Origin of the sequence: Loktanella sp. D2R18 (assembly GCF_003318235.1) — a bacterium.
Lineage (GTDB): Bacteria > Pseudomonadota > Alphaproteobacteria > Rhodobacterales > Rhodobacteraceae > Yoonia.
The window spans coordinates 107,487-128,914 of record NZ_QOCG01000004.1 but is presented as its reverse complement, the minus strand read 5'-3'; the positions used below and the strand labels follow the sequence as shown (position 1 = coordinate 128,914).

20 protein-coding genes are annotated in these 21,428 nt (G+C 54.5%); 7 read left to right on the top strand and 13 right to left on the bottom strand.

Annotated features, from left to right (window positions below):
- The first annotated feature begins 11 nt into the window (after positions 1–11).
- Both DS901_RS01590 and DS901_RS01585 read left to right on the top strand, forming a co-directional pair.
- Complete coding sequence (locus DS901_RS01590) at positions 12–974, top strand: Bug family tripartite tricarboxylate transporter substrate binding protein (protein ID WP_113775169.1); 963 nt, start codon at positions 12–14, stop codon at positions 972–974.
- A gap of 73 nt (positions 975–1,047) precedes the next feature.
- Positions 1,048–2,127, top strand: coding sequence for a Gfo/Idh/MocA family protein (locus tag DS901_RS01585; RefSeq protein ID WP_113775168.1), 1,080 nt, complete (start codon positions 1,048–1,050; stop codon positions 2,125–2,127).
- A 21-nt stretch (positions 2,128–2,148) separates the two neighbouring features.
- Here the strand turns inward: DS901_RS01585 and DS901_RS01580 are convergent, their stop codons facing one another.
- On the bottom strand, positions 2,149–2,400 hold the full coding sequence (locus DS901_RS01580) for a DUF6525 family protein (protein WP_113775167.1): 252 nt from the start codon (positions 2,398–2,400) through the stop codon (positions 2,149–2,151).
- Positions 2,397–3,608: a GTP-binding protein gene (locus tag DS901_RS01575; RefSeq protein WP_113775338.1), complete on the bottom strand. Its 1,212-nt coding sequence runs from the start codon at positions 3,606–3,608 to the stop codon at positions 2,397–2,399. The genes DS901_RS01580 and DS901_RS01575 overlap by 4 nt, the downstream gene beginning before the upstream one ends.
- A gap of 196 nt (positions 3,609–3,804) precedes the next feature.
- Between DS901_RS01575 and DS901_RS01570 the strand changes: the two genes are divergently transcribed.
- From DS901_RS01570 to DS901_RS18630, 4 genes are all read left to right on the top strand, one after another.
- Positions 3,805–4,419: an exonuclease domain-containing protein gene (locus DS901_RS01570; protein WP_113775166.1), complete on the top strand. Its 615-nt coding sequence runs from the start codon at positions 3,805–3,807 to the stop codon at positions 4,417–4,419.
- Between the two features lie 78 nt (positions 4,420–4,497).
- A complete protein-coding gene (locus DS901_RS19105) occupies positions 4,498–4,584 on the top strand; it encodes a dodecin domain-containing protein (RefSeq protein ID WP_113775165.1) in 87 nt (28 codons plus the stop codon).
- A gap of 12 nt (positions 4,585–4,596) precedes the next feature.
- The gene (locus DS901_RS01560; protein WP_147249823.1) at positions 4,597–5,334 is read left to right on the top strand and encodes a hypothetical protein; all 738 of its coding nucleotides are present in this window, start codon (positions 4,597–4,599) and stop codon (positions 5,332–5,334) included.
- 48 nt (positions 5,335–5,382) lie between these two features.
- Complete coding sequence (locus DS901_RS18630; protein ID WP_181820710.1) at positions 5,383–5,532, top strand: hypothetical protein; 150 nt, start codon at positions 5,383–5,385, stop codon at positions 5,530–5,532.
- On the opposite strand, the gene glpK is transcribed toward DS901_RS18630, so the two are convergent.
- The 8 genes from glpK to glpD all read right to left on the bottom strand — a co-directional run bounded on the left by glpK (position 5,522) and on the right by glpD (position 14,718).
- Positions 5,522–7,015: a glycerol kinase GlpK gene (gene glpK, locus DS901_RS01555; RefSeq protein ID WP_113775163.1), complete on the bottom strand. Its 1,494-nt coding sequence runs from the start codon at positions 7,013–7,015 to the stop codon at positions 5,522–5,524. The two genes, DS901_RS18630 and glpK, sit on opposite strands and share 11 nt — an antisense overlap.
- A gap of 111 nt (positions 7,016–7,126) precedes the next feature.
- A complete protein-coding gene (locus DS901_RS01550; RefSeq protein WP_113775162.1) occupies positions 7,127–8,848 on the bottom strand; it encodes an ABC transporter substrate-binding protein in 1,722 nt (573 codons plus the stop codon).
- Positions 8,849–8,926: 78 nt separating this feature from the next.
- The gene (locus DS901_RS01545; RefSeq protein ID WP_113775161.1) at positions 8,927–9,199 is read right to left on the bottom strand and encodes a DUF2160 domain-containing protein; all 273 of its coding nucleotides are present in this window, start codon (positions 9,197–9,199) and stop codon (positions 8,927–8,929) included.
- A gap of 15 nt (positions 9,200–9,214) precedes the next feature.
- Positions 9,215–10,042 carry a carbohydrate ABC transporter permease gene (locus DS901_RS01540; RefSeq protein ID WP_113775160.1) on the bottom strand — a complete coding sequence of 276 codons (828 nt, stop codon included), beginning with the start codon at positions 10,040–10,042 and terminating at the stop codon, positions 9,215–9,217.
- A complete protein-coding gene (locus tag DS901_RS01535; protein ID WP_113775159.1) occupies positions 10,042–10,914 on the bottom strand; it encodes a carbohydrate ABC transporter permease in 873 nt (290 codons plus the stop codon). Before DS901_RS01535 ends, DS901_RS01540 begins: the two co-directional genes overlap by 1 nt.
- Complete coding sequence (locus DS901_RS01530) at positions 10,914–11,996, bottom strand: ABC transporter ATP-binding protein (RefSeq protein ID WP_113775158.1); 1,083 nt, start codon at positions 11,994–11,996, stop codon at positions 10,914–10,916. Before DS901_RS01530 ends, DS901_RS01535 begins: the two co-directional genes overlap by 1 nt.
- Before the next feature lies 1 nt (position 11,997).
- Positions 11,998–13,086, bottom strand: coding sequence for an ABC transporter ATP-binding protein (locus tag DS901_RS01525; protein WP_113775157.1), 1,089 nt, complete (start codon positions 13,084–13,086; stop codon positions 11,998–12,000).
- Between the two features lie 42 nt (positions 13,087–13,128).
- Complete coding sequence (glpD, locus tag DS901_RS01520) at positions 13,129–14,718, bottom strand: glycerol-3-phosphate dehydrogenase (protein WP_258546621.1); 1,590 nt, start codon at positions 14,716–14,718, stop codon at positions 13,129–13,131.
- A gap of 257 nt (positions 14,719–14,975) precedes the next feature.
- Here glpD and DS901_RS01515 point away from each other — a divergent pair, with 257 nt between their 5' ends.
- A complete protein-coding gene (locus DS901_RS01515) occupies positions 14,976–15,740 on the top strand; it encodes a DeoR/GlpR family DNA-binding transcription regulator (RefSeq protein WP_113775337.1) in 765 nt (254 codons plus the stop codon).
- Here DS901_RS01515 and purU read toward each other — a convergent pair.
- The 3 genes from purU to DS901_RS01500 all read right to left on the bottom strand — a co-directional run bounded on the left by purU (position 15,737) and on the right by DS901_RS01500 (position 21,414).
- Entirely contained in the window at positions 15,737–16,621 is an 885-nt protein-coding gene (purU, locus tag DS901_RS01510; protein WP_113775155.1) for a formyltetrahydrofolate deformylase, read from the bottom strand. The two genes, DS901_RS01515 and purU, sit on opposite strands and share 4 nt — an antisense overlap.
- Before the next feature lie 144 nt (positions 16,622–16,765).
- Positions 16,766–20,188, bottom strand: a complete 3,423-nt coding sequence (locus DS901_RS01505; protein ID WP_113775154.1) for a YhaN family protein — start codon at positions 20,186–20,188, stop codon at positions 16,766–16,768.
- Positions 20,188–21,414 (bottom strand): metallophosphoesterase family protein, encoded by a 1,227-nt coding sequence (locus DS901_RS01500; RefSeq protein ID WP_113775336.1) that lies wholly within the window; start codon positions 21,412–21,414, stop codon positions 20,188–20,190. Before DS901_RS01500 ends, DS901_RS01505 begins: the two co-directional genes overlap by 1 nt.
- Positions 21,415–21,428: the final 14 nt, after the last annotated feature.

Sequence of the window (21,428 nt, the reverse complement as noted above, 5' to 3'; positions counted from 1 at the left end):
GAGGAAAATTTATGTTCGCATCGATTTTTAAGAAAGTAGCGTTGGCCGGTGGGATGGCCGTCGCGACCATGGGGACAGCCGCATATGCGGAATACCCAGAGAAACCGATCACGATGGTTATTCCATTTGGCGCAGGCGGGTCGCACGACTTGAACGCGCGTGTGATCACGTCGGTCATTCCGACGTATTTGAACCAAGCCATGATCGTGCGTCTGACGCCGGGCGCAGGCGGGCAAAAGGGTACGCAAGAAGTGGCAAATGCGCCAGCAGACGGCTACACGCTGCTGTTCACGCATAACTATGTCGACATGCTCCAGCAGTATGTTGAAAACGTGCCGTACGATCCGCTAACAGATTTTATTCCGATCGCGCGTGTGAACTATGCACCAATGGGTGTGGTTGTGCGGGCTGATAGCCCCTTTGAAACGTTTGAAGATCTGATCGCAGCGGCGGAAGCTGAACCTGGTAGCATTGATCTGTCACACTCTGGGAACTGGGGTGCGTTTTTTGTGCCTGCCGCCCAGATCATGCAAGCGCGTGGCGTCCAGTTTAACCTCGTCCCTTACCAAGGCGGCGGTCCAGCTTTGCAAGCACTGTTGTCAGGTGACGCAGACGTCACGATGGGGTTCCCATCCACGCTGAGCGGTCAAATCGAAGCTGGTGATGTGCGTATTCTTGCGACTGCAGGCGAGGAGCGTATGTTTGATGATGTCCCAACCTTTGCCGAAGTTGGCGTTGAAGGCGATATCGGTTTTATGCACCGCGTTCTGGTTGCCCCTGCGGGCACACCTGATGATGTTGTGGCAACGCTGACCGTTGCATTCGAGCAGCTGGTAGAAGACCAAACATTCACACGTATGATGGGCCGTTTGAACGAAACCATCGAACTGCTTGATGGGCCGACATATCAGGCCATGCGTGAAGAACAGGGCGTCGCTTATAAGGCGCTTGTCGACGAGCTGACAGGTCAATAACGCGACAACGTGGCGGCGCAATATGTGCCGCCACAATCTAAAATTAGTACTTCTTAATCAGAAAGCAAAATACATGAGACAGGTCGAAGTTGCAGTCATTGGAACGGGTTGGTGTGGCGGGATACGCGCTGAAACACTGGCGCGCTCTGCACTTGTCGATAAATTGCATATCTGTGAAAACCGCCCAGAGCGGTTGGCCGAGGTCAAAGAGCTGACCAATCCCGCCACTGCGACGGACGATTACCAAGACATTATTAAGAACCCTGCGATTGAGATTGTCTATATCTCGACGACGCCGGAATCTACGCATTATCCGATCGCCCGCGATTGCCTGCGCGCTGGAAAACACGTGCTGCTGGAAAAGCCGATCGCGATGGAACTGGCCCAAGCGGATGAGCTGATCGCGCTGTCCAAGGAAAAGGGCCTGAAATTCACCATTGGTTACTCTCAGCGGTTCAACCCGAAAATTGCCTATGCCAAAAAATCGATCGCAGATGGCACATTGGGCAAAATCGTAAACGTGATGGTCAGTCGCCACCTGTCGCGCAACCTAGGCAAAAAAATCGCAAACCGGGTGAAGCTTTCGCCGGCCGCGATGGAAAGCACGCATGATTTGGATTTTGTGTTCTGGCTGCTTGGCCCTGCGAAACCTGAACGGGTCTATTCCCAAGGTGCGTATGGTTACATGAAGGATCTTAACGGATCCTATGATTGCCAATGGAGCACCGTCAACATGGATGACGGCACGTTGGTTGTTGTCGGTGGCGGCTGGAACCTGCCGCCAAGCTATCCAAATTACTGCGGGACATGGATCGAAATTACCGGCACCAAAGGATCGCTGATCCTTGACGACACCAGCCGTGACAATTGGCTGAATACGGTCAAAGACGGGACCCAATACCCAATGTCGACGATGCCAGGGGAACAGGTCGATCATGCTTTTGCAGGCCAGATGGGGCCAGAGACTATTCACTTTCTTGAAGCCGTGTTGCTCGACCGCGAAGTCATGGTATCGCCGGATCACGCGCGTATGGTCATGGAAAGCTATTCAGCGGCGGATATTTCGGCGGAAATCGATGAGCCGGTAAAGTTGCCGTTGTCCAATCAATCATTGGCCATTCTGGATGACCTCAAAAAGAAAAACGAAGCCTAGCGACGCAGACGTGATTAAAACCTAAGGGGGCGCGTGTTTGTCGCGGGCGAGCGTACGTGTCTCCGCTTGGCATAGTAAGTTCAGCGTTTCATCTGCGCTCAGACCTTGTGCCTGTCCGCGTTTCCAAATTTTGCGCGCAGAGGTCGGCGACCAAGGCAGTGCCGCTTGCGAGAGCCATTTGCGCAACGGCGTGGGCAGGGCATCATAGGCGCGCATTGGATCGACAGAGCGACGTTTTCGACGCAGGCTCGTATCGCCGAGGTTCCGGTTCATGCTGCCGCCGGTGCGCGTCGCCAAACGGGGAAGGGATCAGGATAGTCCGGCAGCGCGTTTGGGCTTGTCGCGACGACCTCTGGCACGAGACAGCTATCAAGCCGCGCCTTAAGCGCGCTCCAATCACTCCCGGCACCGATAAACACCAATTCTTGGCGGCGGTCGCCCCAAGGTTCTTGCCAATGGGCTTTCATATAGTCCCGCGCGCTATCGTGATCTGGCCAGTTTTCTTGCGGCACAGAAGCCCACCAAGTACCAAGCGGTTTCACGCTGGAAAGCGCCCCCGCGAGCGAGAATTCAGCGACCCATTCAGGGCGCGTCGCAATCCAAAAATGCCCTTTGGCCCGAATGACGCCCGGCATTTCACCGTTCAAAACCGCAAGAACCTTTTCAGGAATGAACGGCTGCCGCGCGCGATAAACGTAGGAGGCAACGCCGTATTCTTCTGTTTCGGGCGTGTGGACGGAAAATCCATAAAGCTCTTTCGCCCACATCGGGCGCTCATGGGCTTTTTCGAAATCGAACAGCCCAGTGTCAAGAATTGCGCCGCTCGCAACATCGGAATGATCCGCTTCTATGATCTTGGCATCCGCATTCAGGCTGCGAATGATTTTGCGGGCGGCGTCCACGCGGTCAGGGCCTGCATCGGTGACTTTATTTAGGATGACAACATCGGCGAATTCGATTTGATCGGTCAGAAGGTGCACGATCGTACGTTCATCTTCTTCGCCCATTGTTTCGCCCCGATCGCTTAGAAAGTCATGGCTGGAATAATCTCGCAGCAGGTTTACGGCGTCTACGACAGTCACCATCGTATCAAGCCGTGCCACATCGGCGAGGCTTTCGCCAAATTCGTCGCGAAAATCAAATGTTGCGGCGACGGGAAGCGGCTCAGAAATACCTGTGGATTCGATCAACAAATAATCAAAGCGCCCTTCAGCTGCGAGCCGCCGGACCTCGTTCAAAAGGTCATCGCGCAGCGTACAGCAGATGCAGCCATTTGACATTTCAACCAGCGTTTCGTCGGTCCGGCTGAGTTCAGTGTCCGCCCGCACCAGATCGGCGTCGATGTTAACCTCTGACATATCGTTGACGATCACCGCGACCCTGCGGCCTTCGCGATTGTTCAGGACGCGGTTCAAAAGTGTGGTCTTGCCCGCACCCAAGAAACCAGAAAGAACCGTTACGGGAAGGCGTGTGTCTGACATTTTTAGCTCCATCGGCTACGTTGCAAGTCCGGTAATTTATCGAGATGAGAATGTGATGTAATAGATATGTTATATCATTGCAATTATTTTTGTGGGCGCTGCCAAAAGACTGTTCTCGCTATGCGCTTTGCCTGACGGTTGCCGCGCGATATAATGGCCATGAGTCCGTAGGCTAAGAGGTCATTCACAAAACGACATGTCGCAATTCGAACCATTCACATTGCCCAGTTGCTTTGAGCAAACAGGGCCCCTGAACGCCGCAATCCGGTTCATTGCCGTTGATGTCGAAACGGCTGCTTATGATGTGGCCAGTATCTGCCAGATTGGCCTCGCTGTCGTTGGCTTTGACGGTGCGATTGCGACCTATAGTGCCTATGTCGATCCACAAGTCACGTTTGCAGCGGGCAATACCCGGCTGCATGGGATCGATGCAGGCACAGTGCGCGGTGCCCCGTTATTTTGTGATATCTTGCCCGATTTGCGCCACATCATGGAGACGCATCCGCTGGTGCAGCATAGCCGGTTCGATGAAAAGGCGTTTGATGCGGCCTGCGCCCATGCCGACCTACCCGTGTTGAAATCAGACTGGTCGGACAGCGTGGCGATCGCGCGCAAAGCTTGGCCAGAGTTACGCGGAAATGGCGGGCATGGGTTGGGCCATCTCAAGCAAGTGCTTGGGCTGCAATTTCGCCACCACGACGCAGGCGACGATGCGCGCGCAGCGGCGCAAGTGGTTTTAGCGGCCGAAGGCGTGATGGGCCGCAAAATCGGCCTGCTGAACGCGACGCGGCAATTGGCGTTTGATTTCTAAACTTGGTTGTGGGTTGCTCTTATGGTTGTGCTCATTACTATCACCTGACCAAAACATCTATTTTGAAAAGGAAATACGATGTCTATTGCAAAAGTCACGATCAAAGATGGCGAAATTCAAGAATATCGCGTGGTTATGAAAATCTCGTTTGTGCTTGATGATTGATCGTGAATTAGGGTGCCCTTTTTTAGATCAGTGGCTTTGGCCGTGTCGCTATGTGGCTCTAGCACGCCCGCGTTAGCCGAAGATGTGTCTTATTCGGAGCTATGTCTTGTTTCGGAACAATGGAACGATGCCCCACTTGCGATCAATGGGCGTGCGGTATCGGTTGAGGGTCTGGAACCACACATTAGCATTCCGAGCGAAGGAATGTTAAAGCTGCATATCGGCGCCGTTGAAACTGAGGCGGTGTGGTCGCCCACAGGCGACTTTATCTTTGGTCTGGGCCCTTACGACCCAGATAGCGGGCGCGTTTATGTTTATGGTTGGTTCGTTAACGGCTGGATCAATGTTTTAGACGACGGTGAGATTTGGCGTTTCGGCGAAAGTGGCACAATACACCCTAACCTGTATGATCCGCCAGATGACATTGATGATGTGCAGGGTATTCACCGAAGCTCTGTCTTAGGTCGTCAGTTTTACAGCGGTTACACTAAACCACATTGGCTCACTGGTTTTCAGTCGTACCGCGTGTATGAAATAATCGACACTGAAATGCTCCGCGTGCCTGTTTTAGAACGCGATATGCTTAGGTATTACAAAGATGACGTGAATAATGGTTTCGCCACGTTTGTCTCTGTTTCGGCGAATTTTCGTGATCCGGAAGAAATACTTGTTTTGTATGATGGGATTGAAATCACGCAGGTCAATCTACGTGATGCGATTTCTAACCAAGATTGTGATTTAGGGGGCTAGTCTTGGCGCTTTATCGAAACAGGATGATGACCGTCAGGCGGTCTGTGAATGAGCACGATTGTCGGTAGCGTGTATTTTAATGCACGCATCCTGAATATGCATGAACCCACAGCACCGGAAGTGTGCTGTGGAGAGCAAAACACATGGGGATGGGGGCAGGCGCTGTACACCTCGACACCAGCTTTTGCTATGCTGTAATCGACATTGTCGCGGCCACCGCCTTTTTCCACGCGCCGTATTTACGCGCACGCGCATCTTCTGCCATCCCGGAAGAAAACGTCTGTTCACACCGCCAGCGTAGCGCAAATTCGTCTTTGTTCGGATACAACCCCACGTGTTGTCCCGCCAGCCATGCAGCCCCAAGGGCTGTTGTTTCCAACACTTCGGGGCGATCTACAGGCGCGCCAATGATATCTGCTAAGAACTGCATAGCCCAGTCAGATGCGCTCATCCCGCCATCAACGCGCAGGGTAGGTTGCACTCCTTCGCCTTGCCAGTCGGCATGCATGGCTTCGATCAGGTCGCGGGTCTGAAAACCCACACTTTCCAATGCCGCGCGGGCCAGTTCAGCGGGCCCGGTGTTGCGTGTAAGCCCATAAATCGCGCCCCTACATTCGGGGTCCCAATAGGGCGCGCCAAGCCCGGTGAAAGCAGGTACAAGGATCACGTCTTGGCTGTCGTCTGCCGTTTGTGCCAGCGGTTGGGTTTCTGCGGCATCACGAATAATTTTCAGCCCGTCACGTAACCATTGCACCACAGCACCTGCGACAAAAATTGACCCTTCAAGCGCATAGGTCGGTTTGCCATCAAGCTGATAGGCGATGGTTGTCAGGAGACGGTTCTGCGAGGTCACGGGTGTGTCGCCGGTATTGAGCAGCGCAAAGCAGCCCGTGCCATACGTGGATTTTAGCATACCCGGGTCGAAACACGCCTGCCCAACGGTCGCGGCCTGCTGATCGCCCGCCACCCCGGTGATCGGGACAGCGCGCCCAAATAGGTCGGGGCGTGTAGTTCCGAAATCTGCCGCGCAGTCCTTGACCTCGGGAAGCATGTTCATCGCAATGTCGAGCAGCGCGCAGATTGTGGTGCTCCAACGGCCTTTGTGGATGTCATATAGCATGGTCCGGGCAGCGTTGGTTGCGTCGGTGACATGCGACGCGCCATCGGTCATTTTCCAAATCAGGTAACTGTCGACGGTGCCAAACAGCAGATCACCCTTTGCCGCGCTTTCACGCGCGCCGGGGGTGTTGTCTAATATCCATTTGAGCTTGGTCGCCGAAAAATACGGGTCCAGTAAAAGACCGGTACGGGCCGTGATCATATTGGCGTGGCCGGCATCGCCAAGTTCACGGCAATATGCAGCGGTGCGGCGGTCTTGCCAGACGATTGCGTTGTGGATCGCTTGGCCTGTGTGTTTGTTCCAAACGACGGTGGTTTCACGCTGATTGGTAATCCCAATCGCGGCGATATCGTCGGGACGCAAACCCGCACGTTCAATCGCGGATCGCGCTGTGCCAGCGACGGTCGACCAAAGATCATCGACGGCGTGTTCGACCCACCCTGATTGCGGGAAATGTTGTTCGAATTCTTCTTGGGCTGAGGCCACAATATTCATGTTGCGATCGAAAACGATCGTGCGCGATGATGTGGTGCCCTGATCAATTGCAAGGATATGTGTCATGTCACGATCTTATCCGGATTCGTGTGAAATAGAAAAGCGCGACGGCCGTAAAACCGCCGCCGCGCCGTGGAGGTCATGGGCAGGGAGGCCGCCCATGACAAAGGGTGTCGTTTACTGCCAAGATTGGATCAGCTCATCATAAGACACCGTGATCGGCTCTTCATCTGTGGTGTCCAATGCGGCCTTGGGCGAACCGGGCTGGCTGAGCCAGTAATCCGCGTCCATTTCCTCGTTCATGACAGGCCCCAGATCGCCTTGGACGCCTGCGCGCTCGAGCCGTTCCAACACGCGTTCTTGCTCTGAACAAAGACTATCCAACGCGTCTTGCGCGGATTTTGCACCCGAAGATGCATCGCCGATGTTTTGCCACCAAAGCTGTGCCAGCTTTGGATAATCGGGGATGTTGGTGCCTGTTGGCGACCATTGGACCCGCGCAGGTGAGCGGTAGAATTCGATCAGCCCACCCAAACGCGGGGCGCGCTCAGTAAAGCTTTCATGATCGATTGTGGATTCGCGGATAAATGTCAGACCCGCGTGGGATTTTTCAACATCCACGGTCATCGACGTGACGAATTGCGCATAAAGCCACGCGGCCTGTGCGCGATCCAGCGGTGTCGATTCCATCAATGTCCACGATCCGGCATCTTGGTAGCCGACTTTCATGCCGTCTTCCCAATATGCGCCGTGTGGGCTTGGGGCCATGCGCCAAAGCGGCATGCCGTCTTCATCAAGCACAGCTGCTGCGCCTTCGCCAACCATGTCGGCGGTGAATGCGGTGTACCAGAACATCTGCTGCGCGATCCCACCTTGAGACGGCACAGGACCAGATTCAGAAAACGTCATCCCAGCGGCCGCAGGCGGGGCATAGTTTGTTAGCCAATCCACGTAGCTTTCGATCGCATAGACCGCTGCAGGTGAATTGGTTGCACCGCCACGTGCGACGCAAGACCCGACGGGTTGGCTGTTTTCATTCACACGCACGCCCCATTCATCGACGGGCAACCCGTTTGGTTCGCCCTTGTCGCCCATACCAGCCATGGACATCCACGCGTCGGTAAAGCGCCAGCCAAGTGACGGGTCTTTCTTGCCGTAATCCATATGGCCGTAAACTTCGGTGTCGATGCCCATGTGGCTGAGGTCACGGTTGGTAAAGAAGGCCGCGATATCCGCGTAAGCAGACCAGTTCACAGGCACACCCAGATCATAGCCGTATTCAGCGGCAAAATCGGTCATGTTCGTTGCGTCGGTGAACATGTCGTAGCGGAACCAATAGAGGTTCGCGAACTGTTGTGTCGGCAGTTGGTACAGCTTGCCATCCGGGCCTGTTGTGAAGTCGAGACCAATAAAGTCGGCAAGGTTCAAAGTGGGGCTTGTCACCGCAGCACCGTCACCAGACATCCAGTCGGTCAGGTTACGTGCTTGCTGATAGCGCCAATGGGTGCCGATCAGATCACTGTCGTTGACATAGGCGTCATAGATATTCTGGCCTGATTGCATTTGGGTTTGCAGTTTTTCGACAACATCGCCTTCGCCGATCAGATCGTGGGTGATCTGGATGCCAGTGATCGCGGTAAAGGCTGGGGCCAATACGTTGGCTTCGTATTCATGGGTTGCGATGGTTTCAGAGACCACGCGAATATCCATGCCTGCATAGGGTTCAGCCGCATCAACAAACCATTGCATTTCGGCTTCTTGCGATGCGCGATCAATGGATGACCGTTCAATCGTACTGTCTAGAAAATCGATGGCGGCAGCCATATCGGCATGGGCCATATTGCCCAGAACTGCGAATGTCAGCGCCATCGCTGTCGTTGATTTAAGTGGTAAGTTCATATCGTATCTCCTCCCGAGAATTGAACTTTGGTGAAGACCATGCGGCAGTTGAAGTTGCCGCACGGCATGTCGTGTGGATCATACCCAGCGAAAAACCCCGCCGGCGTAGATCAGGCAGACCAACAGCGCATAGGGCTGAGGGCCTGTTTCAAGACCAAGCCAAATCAAATTGATAAAGGCCGATCCCAACAGCGTGATGAACAGACGGTCACCGCGCGTTGTCTCGAACCCCAAAACACCGGTGCGCGGCGTTTCGGGAAATTTAATTGCAAGCAGTGTAAAGGTCACAAGCAGTGACGCGATCACGATAAAGAATATAGCCGTCGGTGTTGTCCAAGCCATCCAAGCCATGTGCAGACCCTTTCTTTATACACGGCCCAGGGCAAAGCCCTTGGCGATGTAGTTGCGAACAAAATAGATCACCAGTGCACCGGGCAGGATTGTCAGAACCCCTGCGGCGGCCAAGACACCCCAATCCATACCTGAGGCGGAAACTGTCCTGGTCATGGTGGCGGCAATCGGTTTGGCGTCAACAGATGTCAACGTCCGGCTTAGCAACAGTTCCACCCACGAAAACATAAAGCAAAAGAACGCGGCGACCCCGATCCCACTGGCGATCAGCGGCATAAAGATACGGGTGAAAAAGCGGCCAAAGCTATAGCCGTCGATATAGGCTGTTTCGTCAATTTCCTTGGGGACGCCGCGCATGAACCCTTCGAGGATCCACACCGCAAGCGGGACGTTAAACAGGCAATGCGCCAAGGCGACTGCGATATGTGTGTCGAACAGGCCGACCGAGCTATAAAGCTGAAAGAACGGCAGTGCGAAAACCGCAGGTGGCGCCATCCGGTTAGTCAGCAGCCAAAAGAACAAATGTTTGTCGCCCATAAATGAATAGCGCGAAAATGCGTAAGCTGCGGGCAGCGCCACTGTCAGGCTGATCACCATGTTCAAGACCACATAGATCATCGAATTAACGTAGCCCATGTACCAGCTTGGGTCGGTCAGGATTTTTGCGTAGTTGGCAAAGGTCAGTTCACGCGGCCAGAGCGAAAACCCACCTAAAATCTCGGTGTTGGTTTTCAGGCTCATGTTCAGCAGCCAATAGATCGGCAGCAGCAAGAACAACAGATAAAGGCCCATGACAATGGCTGATCCATTGATCCGGCTGGTTTTGGTTGTTGTCATGGTCATCACACACCGTCCCGTTTGTCGAGGTTGGTCATCACGGTGTAAAACGCCCATGAAATCAAAAGGATCACAAGGAAATACATGATCGAGAATGCCGCTGCAGGTCCAAGGTCAAACTGACCCATTGCCATTTTTACAAGATCAATTGACAAGAATGTCGTGGCGTTGCCGGGGCCACCGCCGGTGACAACAAACGGTTCTGTATAGATCATAAAACTATCCATGAACCGGAGCAAAATCGCGATCATCAAAACGCCCGTCATTTTGGGCAGCTCGATATAGCGAAATACCTTCCAGCGTGAGGCCTGATCGATTTTGGCGGCCTGATAATAGGCGTCGGGGATCGACTGCAGCCCGGCATAGGCAAGAAGCGCGACCAGCGACGTCCAATGCCAAACATCCATCACAATCAATGTGGTCCAAGCTGCATAGAAATTTTGTGTGTAGTTGTATGACACCCCGATTTTATCAAGCGTATAGCCCAAAAGCCCGATATCCACCCGCCCGAAGATTTGCCAGATCGTGCCCACGACGTTCCAAGGGATCAACAAGGGCAGGGACATCAACACCAAACACAAACTCGCCCAGAACCCCTTTTTCGGCATGTTCAGCGCGATGTAGATACCCAGCGGAATTTCAATAGCAAGAATAATCACCGAAAAGGCCAACTGCCGTGACAGCGCGTTCCACATCCGTTCAGATGCGAGCATTTCGCGGAACCATTCGAGGCCCGCCCAGAAGAACTGGTTGTTGCCAAAGGTGTCTTGCACCGAATAGTTCACGACGGTCATCAGTGGGATCACCGCAGAAAACGCGACAAGTACCAGAACTGGCAAGACCAGAAACCATGCTTTTTGATTGACGGTTTTGTTCATTACGCGGCCTCCCCGGCTGGTGCGACGCGCCAATCATTGGCGTAGACGTTGATCCCTTTGGGATCAAAGGTGATGTGGTTTGCGTTGGCAGGAATGCTTGCGCCTTCATTCGCGATGGCCGCGATTTTTTGACCGTTCACGTCTAGCCGCACTATTTTATGGCGGCCTACGTCTTCGACCCGTTTGATCTGCGCAGGGATGCCCGTGCCATCTGTCGAAAGCTGGATGAATTCAGGGCGCACGCCAATTTGCAAACGACCCGCAGACGCGTAACCGGTGCCAAGATCGACGGGCGTATTCGCGATTGTCGCCGTCGCGCCATTGATCGTCGCATCAAACAGATTCATCCCCGGTGATCCGATGAAATAGCCGACAAATGTATGGGCTGGGCGTTCAAACAATTCTTGCGGCGTGCCGATCTGCACAACGCGCCCATCATACATGACCACCACTTTATCTGCGAAAGTCAGCGCCTCTGTTTGGTCGTGGGTCACATAGATCATCGTGTGCCCAAATTGATGGTGCAACGCCTTCAGCTGCGTGCGCAATTCCCATTTCATATGGGGGTCAATCACGGTCAACGGCTCATCAAACAGCAATGCATTCACATCTTCGCGGACCATGCCGCGGCCAAGCGAGATTTTTTGTTTTGCATCCGCCGTCAATCCACGCGCCTTTTGGTTCAATGTGTCTTCCATCCCGATCATTGCCGCGATTTGGTTCACACGTTGTGCGATATATGCCGGGTCCGCACCGCGGTTACGCAGCGGAAACGCAAGGTTATCGCGCACTGTCATCGTGTCGTAGACCACTGGGAACTGAAACACCTGCGCGATGTTGCGCGCGGCTGTCGGCGCTTGGGTCACATCTTTGTCGTCAAATAGAATGCGTCCTTGGCTGGGATGCAGCAGGCCCGAAATGATATTGAGCAGCGTGGATTTCCCACACCCCGATGATCCAAGCAGCGCATAAGCTTCGCCGTCCGCCCAATCATGGTTCAATTCTTTCAGGGCATAATCTGCTTCGCCGCTCGGGTTGGGCAGGTAAGAATGCGCAAGGTTATCAAGAGTAATTTTAGCCATTTTACGCAGCCTCCGCATAGGGGGCCGCTGACAGCAATGCGCCGTCAGGGGCAAAGATATAGGCATGGGCCGGATCAAGATAGGTTTTGAGCGGTTTGCCAATCGGCAGGTCCCGCACCCCGTGGATCAGCCCGACCCAGCGTTCACCGTGGTGATCAAGATGGACAAATGTTTCTGACCCGGTGATTTCGGTCACTGTCAGGTCTGTCGCAAACTCGATGGCCTGAGGGCCTTGGGGCGTAAGCCCAAGGTGATTTGGCCGAAAGCCCGCCATGTAAGCTCCATCGGCAAGTGCCGTGAAATGCGCGGGTGCAGCGGCCCGTTGACCGTTCCCAAACGAAATCTGGTTGCCGGATTTAGTGACCATCAGAAAATTCATGGGCGGATCAGAAAAAACGCGGGCGGTTGTGGCATTGACCGGACGACGATAGACAGCTGGGGTGCGATCAAACTGTGTGATCCGCCCTTCCCAAAGTGTTGCGGTATTCCCGCCAAGCAAAAGCGCTTCTTCGGGTTCGGTCGTCGCATAGACGAAAATCGCGCCAGATTCTTCAAAGATACGTGGGATTTCCGCGCGGAGTTCTTCGCGGAGTTTGTAATCAAGGTTCGCAAGCGGTTCGTCGAGTAAGACCAACCCGGCTTTCTTGACCAACGCACGTGCCAAGGCGCAGCGCTGCTGTTGCCCGCCTGACAATTCAAGGGGTTTGCGATCCAGCATCGGGGTTAATTGCATCAGATCAGCGGCTTCGCGCACGGCGGCGTCCACCTGTTTTGCGGATTGCTTAAGCAGGCGCATCGGTGAGGCGATATTGTCGTAGACCGTCATCGACGGGTAGTTGATGAACTGCTGGTACACCATCGCGACCTTACGGTCTTGAACCCGCATGCCGGTGACATCCGTGCCCTCCCAGAAAATCTTGCCAGTGTCGGGCACATCCAGCCCAGCCATCAACCGCATAAGCGAGGTTTTCCCCGCTGAAGTCGGCCCCAGCAGCACGTTCATCGTCCCTTTTTGCAGCGTCAAATCCGTTGGGAAAATATGAGTTTTCCCATCTACAGATTTTGACACTCCCTCCATCTTAAGCGTCATCTCGTATGTCTCCCCCCGGTGCGGCGATTTCGCCGCGTCGTATTAGTCGGTCGCGGATCTCCGATCCTGCATCCATGTATCAAGTTCCGAAATCTGCGCCGATGACAGGCGCAGCCCCAGTTTGCTGCGCCGCCAAACAATGTCCTCGGCGGTGCAGGCAAATTCATTTTTTATAAGCCAATTCACTTCGGCTTCGTACAAATGCGCGCCAAAATCACGACCCAAATCATCAAGCGTGATGGCCCCACCTAAAATGGCGGTTGCATCGGTTCCATAGGCGCGTACCAAACGGTGCGCATGCTTTTTTGTCAAAAAAGCATATTTATTAATAATTTTTGATATCAAATTATCAAAATCACTAACTTCGAAATCGCCGCCCGGTAATGCGACCCCGGCCGTCCACTTTTCGGGAAGGTTCGGAAAATAGTCCTGCACCTTGTCCATAGCACTTTCTGCCAATCGGCGATATGTTGTGATTTTTCCACCGAACACATTCAAAACGGGCGCACCGCCGGTATCGTTGACCTTCAACGTATAGTCGCGTGTTGCCGCCGTGGCAGAGGTTGCACCATCGTCGTAAAGCGGACGCACACCAGAATAGGACCAAACCACATCATCGCTTGAGATCGCGGATTTGAAATAGCCGTTCGCAAAGCTGATCAGATAGTCGCGTTCGTCGTCAGTGCATACGGGTTGCACCGATGGATCGCTGTGGTCGGCGTCGGTGGTCCCAATCAGCGTAAAGTCGTTTTCATAGGGAATCGCAAAGATGATGCGCCCGTCGGTGCCTTGGAAAAAATAGCATTTGTCGTGATCATAAAGCTTGCGGGTCACGATATGGCTGCCACGCACAAGCCGCACATTTTCGGTGCTGTTGACGCCGATTTTTTGGTGGATCACATCGCCCACCCAAGGGCCCGCAGCGTTAATCAACATACGTGCCCGCACCGTTTTGGTCGTATCGCTTTCGCTTTCTTGCAGGGTGATTTCCCAAATGTCATCAACGCGGACAGCCTGCGTGACCTTGGTGCGTGTCATGAATTTTGCGCCGCGTGCAACAGCATCGCGCGCGTTCAGCACGACAAGCCGGGAATCTTCGATCCAGCAGTCCGAGTATTCATAGGCCTTGCTGAATTTGTCGTTCAGCGGCGCGCCCTCAGGTCCGCTGCGTAAATCGACTGTTGATGTCGCGGGCAGGATTTTACGGCCGCCAAGGTGGTCGTACAAGAAAAGCCCAAGACGGATTAGCCATGCGGGGCGCCGCCCGCGTAACCAAGGCATCACCACATTCAGGATCTTTGATGTTGGGGTGCTACCTTCGAACCGCATATCCTTGTGGTAGGGCAGAACAAACCGCATGGGCCACGAAATATGCGGCATCGCACGCAGCAGCGTTTCGCGTTCAATGAGGGCTTCGCGCACCAATCGCACTTCAAAATATTCGAGATAGCGTAACCCGCCATGAAATAATTTTGTTGAAGCCGACGATGTTGCAGAGGCCAAATCGGACATCTCTGCGAGCGTCACAGATAGCCCCCGACCCGCCGCATCACGGGCGATGCCACAGCCATTGATGCCGCCACCGATCACAAATAGATCGCAGATTTCATCTGATGTTTGCTGCGTTTGCAACGGGCTTTCCTTCCCAAGGTGCATGAGTTGTCGAAAATTAATGCGGTGAGTCGCGTATGATTGGAAGATGTTTCTGTTCGTTTTGGTTCGAAATTACATATTATATTGAAATTGAACACTAATTTTGGAACCTCGTGCTGACGGAATTGACAAATTTTTCGTATAAACGAACAAAATCGAACATTTTATATGGTAAGTGTGTGAGAAGCGAACTAAATATTGAGCGTAGCTGAGTGTAAATGAACGTGGGTAAATCGATGGCGCAAACCTTTAGAGCTCCTGAAATTGTCGAAATTGCGCGCCGTGAGGGTAAGGTGACAGTCGAAGAATTGGCTGAGCGCTTCGGTGTGACCTTGCAGACGATCCGGCGCGATTTGACCGAACTCGCAGACGCTGGCCGCCTTGAACGCGTCCACGGCGGCGCAATTTTGCCTTCTAGCACGACAAACATCGGGTACGAGGATCGGCGCGCCCTCAACAGTCAAGAAAAGGTGGATATTGCCCGGGCTTGCGCGCGCGAATTACCCGAAGATTGTTCTGTGTTTCTCAATATTGGCACCACGACCGAAGCGGTCGCGGCTGAGCTGTTGAACCACCGCAACCTGATGGCCGTGACAAACAACATGAATGTGGCCAATATTCTGGCCGGAAATGCAGATTGTCAGGTTATCGTGACAGGCGGGAGCCTGCGCCGGTCAGACGGTGGTTTGGTGGGTAGTATTACCACCGACACGATCCGAAAATTCAAATTCGACTACGCGATTATCGGTTGTTCGGCGCTCGACAATGATGGTGATCTGCTGGATTTCGACATCCATGAAGTCGGCGTCAGCCAGGCAATCATCGCCCAAGCCCGTCATGTGTTCGTTGTTGCCGACCATACGAAATTCGGGCGTTCGGCCCCGGCACGGATCGGGTCATTGGCGTCGGTCGATGTGTTTTTCACCGACCGACCCATTGCAAGCAGGTTGCGCGCTGAATGTGACGCATGGGGCACGCGCGTGGTTTACGGGCAGGGTTAACCCATCCGCTCAGACGCAAAGGACCCTGGTGATGCGGGGAAAACAACGGTTTTATTACCGTTCAAGAAAACCCGTCCGTGGATATGTGCGTGGATCGCGCGCGAAAGCACTTGCGCCTCGACATCGCGGCCCAGTGACACGTAGTCGGCGGGCGATTGCGCGTGAGTGACGCGGGTAGTATCTTGTTCGATAATCGGGCCTTCGTCCAGATCAGCGGTGACGTAATGCGATGTCGCGCCGATCAGCTTAACGCCCCGTTCAAACGCTTGCTTATAAGGGTTTGCACCCTTGAAGGACGGCAGAAATGAATGGTGGATATTGATGATCTTGCCTGACATTTGCGTGCACATTTGGTCTGACAGGATTTGCATATAGCGCGCAAGCACGATCAAATCGGCACCCGTGTCATCGACAACCTGCATGATGCGGGCTTCGGCTTCGGGTTTGTTTTCCTTGGTCACTTTGATACAGTGAAACGGAATGTCGTGGTTCACGACAACCTTTTGATAATCCATGTGATTGGAAATGACCGCCACGATATCAATAGGCAGCGCGCCGATCTGCCAGCGATACAAAAGGTCATTCAAGCAATGTCCAAAGCGGGACACCATGATGATCACTTTGGGTTTGGATGTTTCGTCAAAGAACTCAGCCTTCATTTCGTATTTTGCGGCGATGCCTGCAAAGCGTTCTTCGATTTCGGCCAGCGTTACGCCCTCTTCGGAGCTAAAGCTGTTGCGCATAAAGAAATTACCGGTGTCCGTGTCGTCGAACTGAGAACTGTCTGTAATGTTACAGCCTTGCTCGGTCAAAAACGTCGATGTTTCAGCAACGATCCCGCGGGTGGATTTGCATTGCACGCGAAGGGCAAAATTGTTCATGGCGTCAACTTTCCTGGCATGGTGAACCTGTTTCATTTGAGTGATAATGGCCTTGATCAGCCTTTGACTAGATCAAAGCGACGCCTCAGATGCCGGAATAGACACTTGCGAATTTCCGATCCGACACTTATGGCGCGGATGTTGTCATATTTCGTGTACCCGAACGCCGTCGTCGCAGGTTGCGCGCGCGATATCAACGACATGCTGGTGATGGGTGAGATAGATCGCCTGTCCGCGCCGTCCGATCCGTGCCATCATTTTGCAAGCTGATTTGGTGCGGGCTTCGTCGAAGGTTTCAAAAATATCATCGCAAAAGAACGGCAAACAAGTACCCTGATCGGCAAGCTGTTCATAGGCGGCTGCCCGTAGTGCAAGATATAGCTGAAACCGCGTACCTTTTGACATGTCCTGCGCGTGTTTCGCTCGCCCTGACGCGTCAATTGCGATTAGCGTTTCATTGTTGCCTTGGGTTTGCGTTTGTAGCGCGGTGTAGGCTCCATTGGTAAGTTCGCCAAAGGCGATTTGCGTCGCTTCCATCATACCGCTGCGATGCTTGTCGCGGTAACGCCGGATTGCTTCTTGGGCCAACATATGGCCAGCGCGCAATTTGACATAGCGGAGCGCCACGTCTTGTATCGCCAGTTCAAGCGTCGTTTTGCGCGCGACCAACGCCGCAACACTGTCGTCACCTGTGACTGCATTCAGATCGCGCGCGGCTTCTGCGCGGGCCGTAATGGCTGCGCGATACTGGGCCTCAATGGCGTCCAGGTCGCCTTGGATCCGCATAGCAGTCGCCGCGAGGGTTGTCGCGGTTTGTTCGGTTAATACGTCTCGTGCTTGGGTTAAATCTGATGTCCCTAGCTGCAGCGTTATTTGTGCGACGACCTCTGTCCTATCTCTATGTGCGACGACCGCGTCATGCGTCCCCGCAACAGCGCGTCGCAGGTCATCGATTGACGCGGTTGGGATGTCGGCGGGGAACTGTGCGCCAAGCGCCGCGACTTCGCCTGCAACCCTGTCAATGATGCGTTGTGCCTGTGCGATTTGTTCTGCGCCTACAGCGATTTTTTGCCCGAGCATGGCGCTGTGCTCTTTTTGGGCGCGGGCCGCATCGGCGACGCTGGCAAGCGTTGAAAAAGCTGTAAGAGGATCATCAACGTTCACAACATGCTGCGTGCCCAATGTATTTATGGCGGCAGCAAACGTTGCCTGATCCTCTTGCATTGATGCGACTTGGCGTGCCGCCGTACTGTGACGGGCGTCCAGCTCGCGCAGGGTGCGTAAGGGTTCAAACGAAAGTGCAAGTCGATCTGCCTGCACATGTGCGTGCAGGTGTTCCGCAACCAAGTCGTGCCATGCTGTTTGGGCGTCTTGTGCGGTTTTCGTCAGTGCGGCACTTTGTTCCTGTCGTTTCTTTAAATCAGCGCGCAAATCGTCAAGCGCGCGCTGATTGGACTTTTGATCCGCATCTTGATCGCGTGCAATTTTTGCACGTTGCCGGGCAGCCGCGACCAACGTTTCAAAGTCGGGCGCATCTTGCACGATATGTTGGCTCAGTGCGCCGATCAGCCGATCAGCTTTATCCCATGTCGCGGCGTGGTCTTGTTCCATGAGGCGACGGTGCCGCGCCGCCGCCTCTGCAACTGCTACCAAGTTTGCCCATTGCGCAAGGGCCAAAGGTACAGGCGCTACCGTTAATCCCATGTCGTTGGCGATGGTCGCGAGTTGGGTCGTAATCGCCGCCTGTTCAGATGTCAGCCGCGCTAGCCGCTCCGTGTGTTGCGTGATGCGTGCCGCGCCTTGTGCAGCATTTTGCGACAACTGCCGAAGCTGCCCAATCTCATCAGCCTGCGACAGTCGTTGTGTTGCATTGGCATCTGTTTTCTTCAGTGCGGCTTCAAACGCATCTGCGCTCGCATCCGTCATTGACGCACGGTGGGCTATCCATGCTGTGTCGCGCAATGTGATCGCAGCTTGCGCCTGTGTATCATCGATTAGCGCGCCAGCGCCGCGTTGCGTATTGATCTGGGTATTTTGCGCGGCGTGATCTGCGCGCATCTGGTCGAGATCATCCTTGGTTTGGGTGATCTTACGGTCCAGCTCGGCGTGCTTCTCCGCGTGCGCGGTGATCTCAGGAACAGTAGCTGCGCATGTCGGGACCTGAGTAAATTCCTGCCCATTGATTGAAAGCGCTGCGAGCGCTTTTGCAAGGTCACGCTTTGCGCTTCTGGTGGCCTGCAAAGCCGTCGCATAGACTGGGGCGAAGCTGTCGATTGAAAACCTGTCCAGAATCTCGTTGATTTCGGTGTCGTTTGGGCGTGCGGATTGTGCCGTGCTGCCTTCGGCAAGCGCCACCCGATCGGCAAGTCGGGTCAATTCGCGTGACCCGGTGTCTAGGTCATGCGCGCTTGCTCGTAACAGGTCGCGTGCAGTTTCAAGCTCGGTAAGCGCGGCGGGAGAGATGATCAATTGGACCGGATCGCAGGTCGCGCCTAGTTCGGCCGCGGCGCGCTGCATGTCCTTGACGATGGCGTCGCGGGTTTCAATGCGGCGCGGCAGATCAAGCTGCGCCAACGCAAAGCGGCTGCGCGCACCATCAAGATCATCCAATACCTGCCGCAAGCTAAGTTGGTCGGGATCAATATCTATCTGCGCCAACGCGGCTTTGTGTGTATCGCGTTCTTGGGTCAGCCGGGACAGGTCGTGATCGGCTTGATTTTGCGTTGTCAAAAGCTGCACCAAGTCTTCTGGAGAGACGTCAAGATGCAACGGGTAGTCAGGCATTTTTGCTAAAACCGCATCCAATTGGTCCAGTTTTAGCAAAAGCGGCAGGGCATTTTGTTGGGCTTTGACCTGCGCTAATTGCGCCATCAATGCAGTGCGTTGCGTGTTGACCTGAACTTGCGTTATCTCGGCAGCGGCCAACGTCTGGCGCAGCTTGCGATAGGTGCTGGCTGGCACATCTTGGGCTTTGATTTGGGCGCTGACATCGGCCAATTCTTTCTTCAGCTGCGCCATTTCCGTTTTGCTGGACCGTTTCAAGAACAGCGCATTTGCCTCGGCGTCAACGCTATCGAGCACCTGCGACAGATCGCTGACACCTGCGGCTGCGGAAAACAGCAACCGCCCGATGTCGCCTTGGCTATTGGCGATTTCTTCGCCGCCGCGTTCAATCGTGTCGTCATCGAGACAAAGTAAGCTGCGGTAGTCATCCGCCCCCAGCCCGCCCAAATGCGCGGCAATAGCGGCCTCGGGCAGCGGCGCGCTTTGGGCATCTTGCAAGGATGCGTTCCTTGTCGGTAGTCGGCTCAGGGATAGATCGCCTTGCCCAGTTTCAAAGCTGCCGGAGACCCGCAGGTTCTTGCGCTGATGTTGAAAATCATAGGATTCGCGTGCGTCAAACCCATAAAGCAGGCGCAGGTAGGCCTCCATCGTGGTGGTTTTCCCGGCCTCGTTGGGGCCGTAGATGATGTGGAAATCGGGGGTGCCGGGTTTCGCGTCACCAAAATCATAAGATTTCCCGGAAAAATGCCCAAATAGATCAAGTTTCAAGCTGCGCAACCGCATCACTCGCTGGCCCCTTTCATCAGGGCGATCATTTGCGCGGTGCCTTGGCCGGTCAGCTCTTGCGTCAATGTGGCTAGCGCATCAGGGGTCGGCACAAGCGCCGCGCGCGCCTGCGCGGGCAGTTCCGATAAAGTGGTTTCAAGCAGATCGGTCAGCCTCGCCGCGATACCGGGTTCACCGCGCATCGCCTGCATGATCTCGGCGAGTTCATCGGTGGCGCTATGTGTCGCCGTCGCGGGTGGGCTCAGATCAAAGCGGACCTTATCAATCCAAATCTGCCCGGTCTCGTGGGCGAGAGTGCGAATGGTTTCCTCCCAAAGCGACTGATCGCGTAGAATTTGCCAATAGCGGTCGCTTTGTCCGGTCAATCTGAGGCGCAGAATGCGGGTACTGTCGGGCGTTGTATTGTCACGCAGAGCGGTTCGGATCGCGCCGCGTAGTTGATCGTCACCCGTGAGCGTGGTGACATCGATTTCGGCAGTGTGGAAAATTACCGCCGCTGTGGGGATTTCGCGCAGCGTAATGGCGCCGTCAACGATTTCTAACATCGTGGCCGATTGTGGCCCTGCTTCGCCGATATCGCGGCCTTGGGGGATGCCGGGCATTACGATCCACGGTGCGTCGCAATAAACGCGGCGTTTGTGAATGTGCCCAAGCGCCCAATAGTCGAACCCCATCTTTTGCAGATCAGCGACGGTGCAAGGCGCATAGGTGTCATGCCCCGCAGCCCCAGCAAGCGAGGTATGCAACATGCCAATATTGATTGCGTCCGCGACGGGCGCGCTGAATTTATCCAATAGGCTGTCGGGCGCGTGCCTGTCGCGAAAGCTGACACCGTGAATCCAGATATCGGTGTTCGGCAACTGGGTTTTTCCACCGCGCCCGTCAAAAATATGGACGTTTGCAGGCAAAGCGGCCTCGCCCGTGATTGGGTTTTCAGCGTCATGATTGCCTTTGATATAAAAGACAGGGATGTCGGCGGCGGCCAAGCGATCAAACTGGGTGACAAGAAATGCTGCGGTTTTGGCGCTGCGCGCAGCCCCATCAAACAAGTCCCCTGCGATCAGCAAGGCGGCGACATTTTCGGACAGGGCTGTGTCGACAAGCCGAACCAAGGCTGTGCGCGTAGCCGTTTGCACGCTGTCGCGCATATATGGATCACGCAGTGCCAGCGATTTGAGCGGCGAATCCAAATGTAAATCGGCCGTATGCAAGATGCGGATCAAAGCGCGCCCCCCTT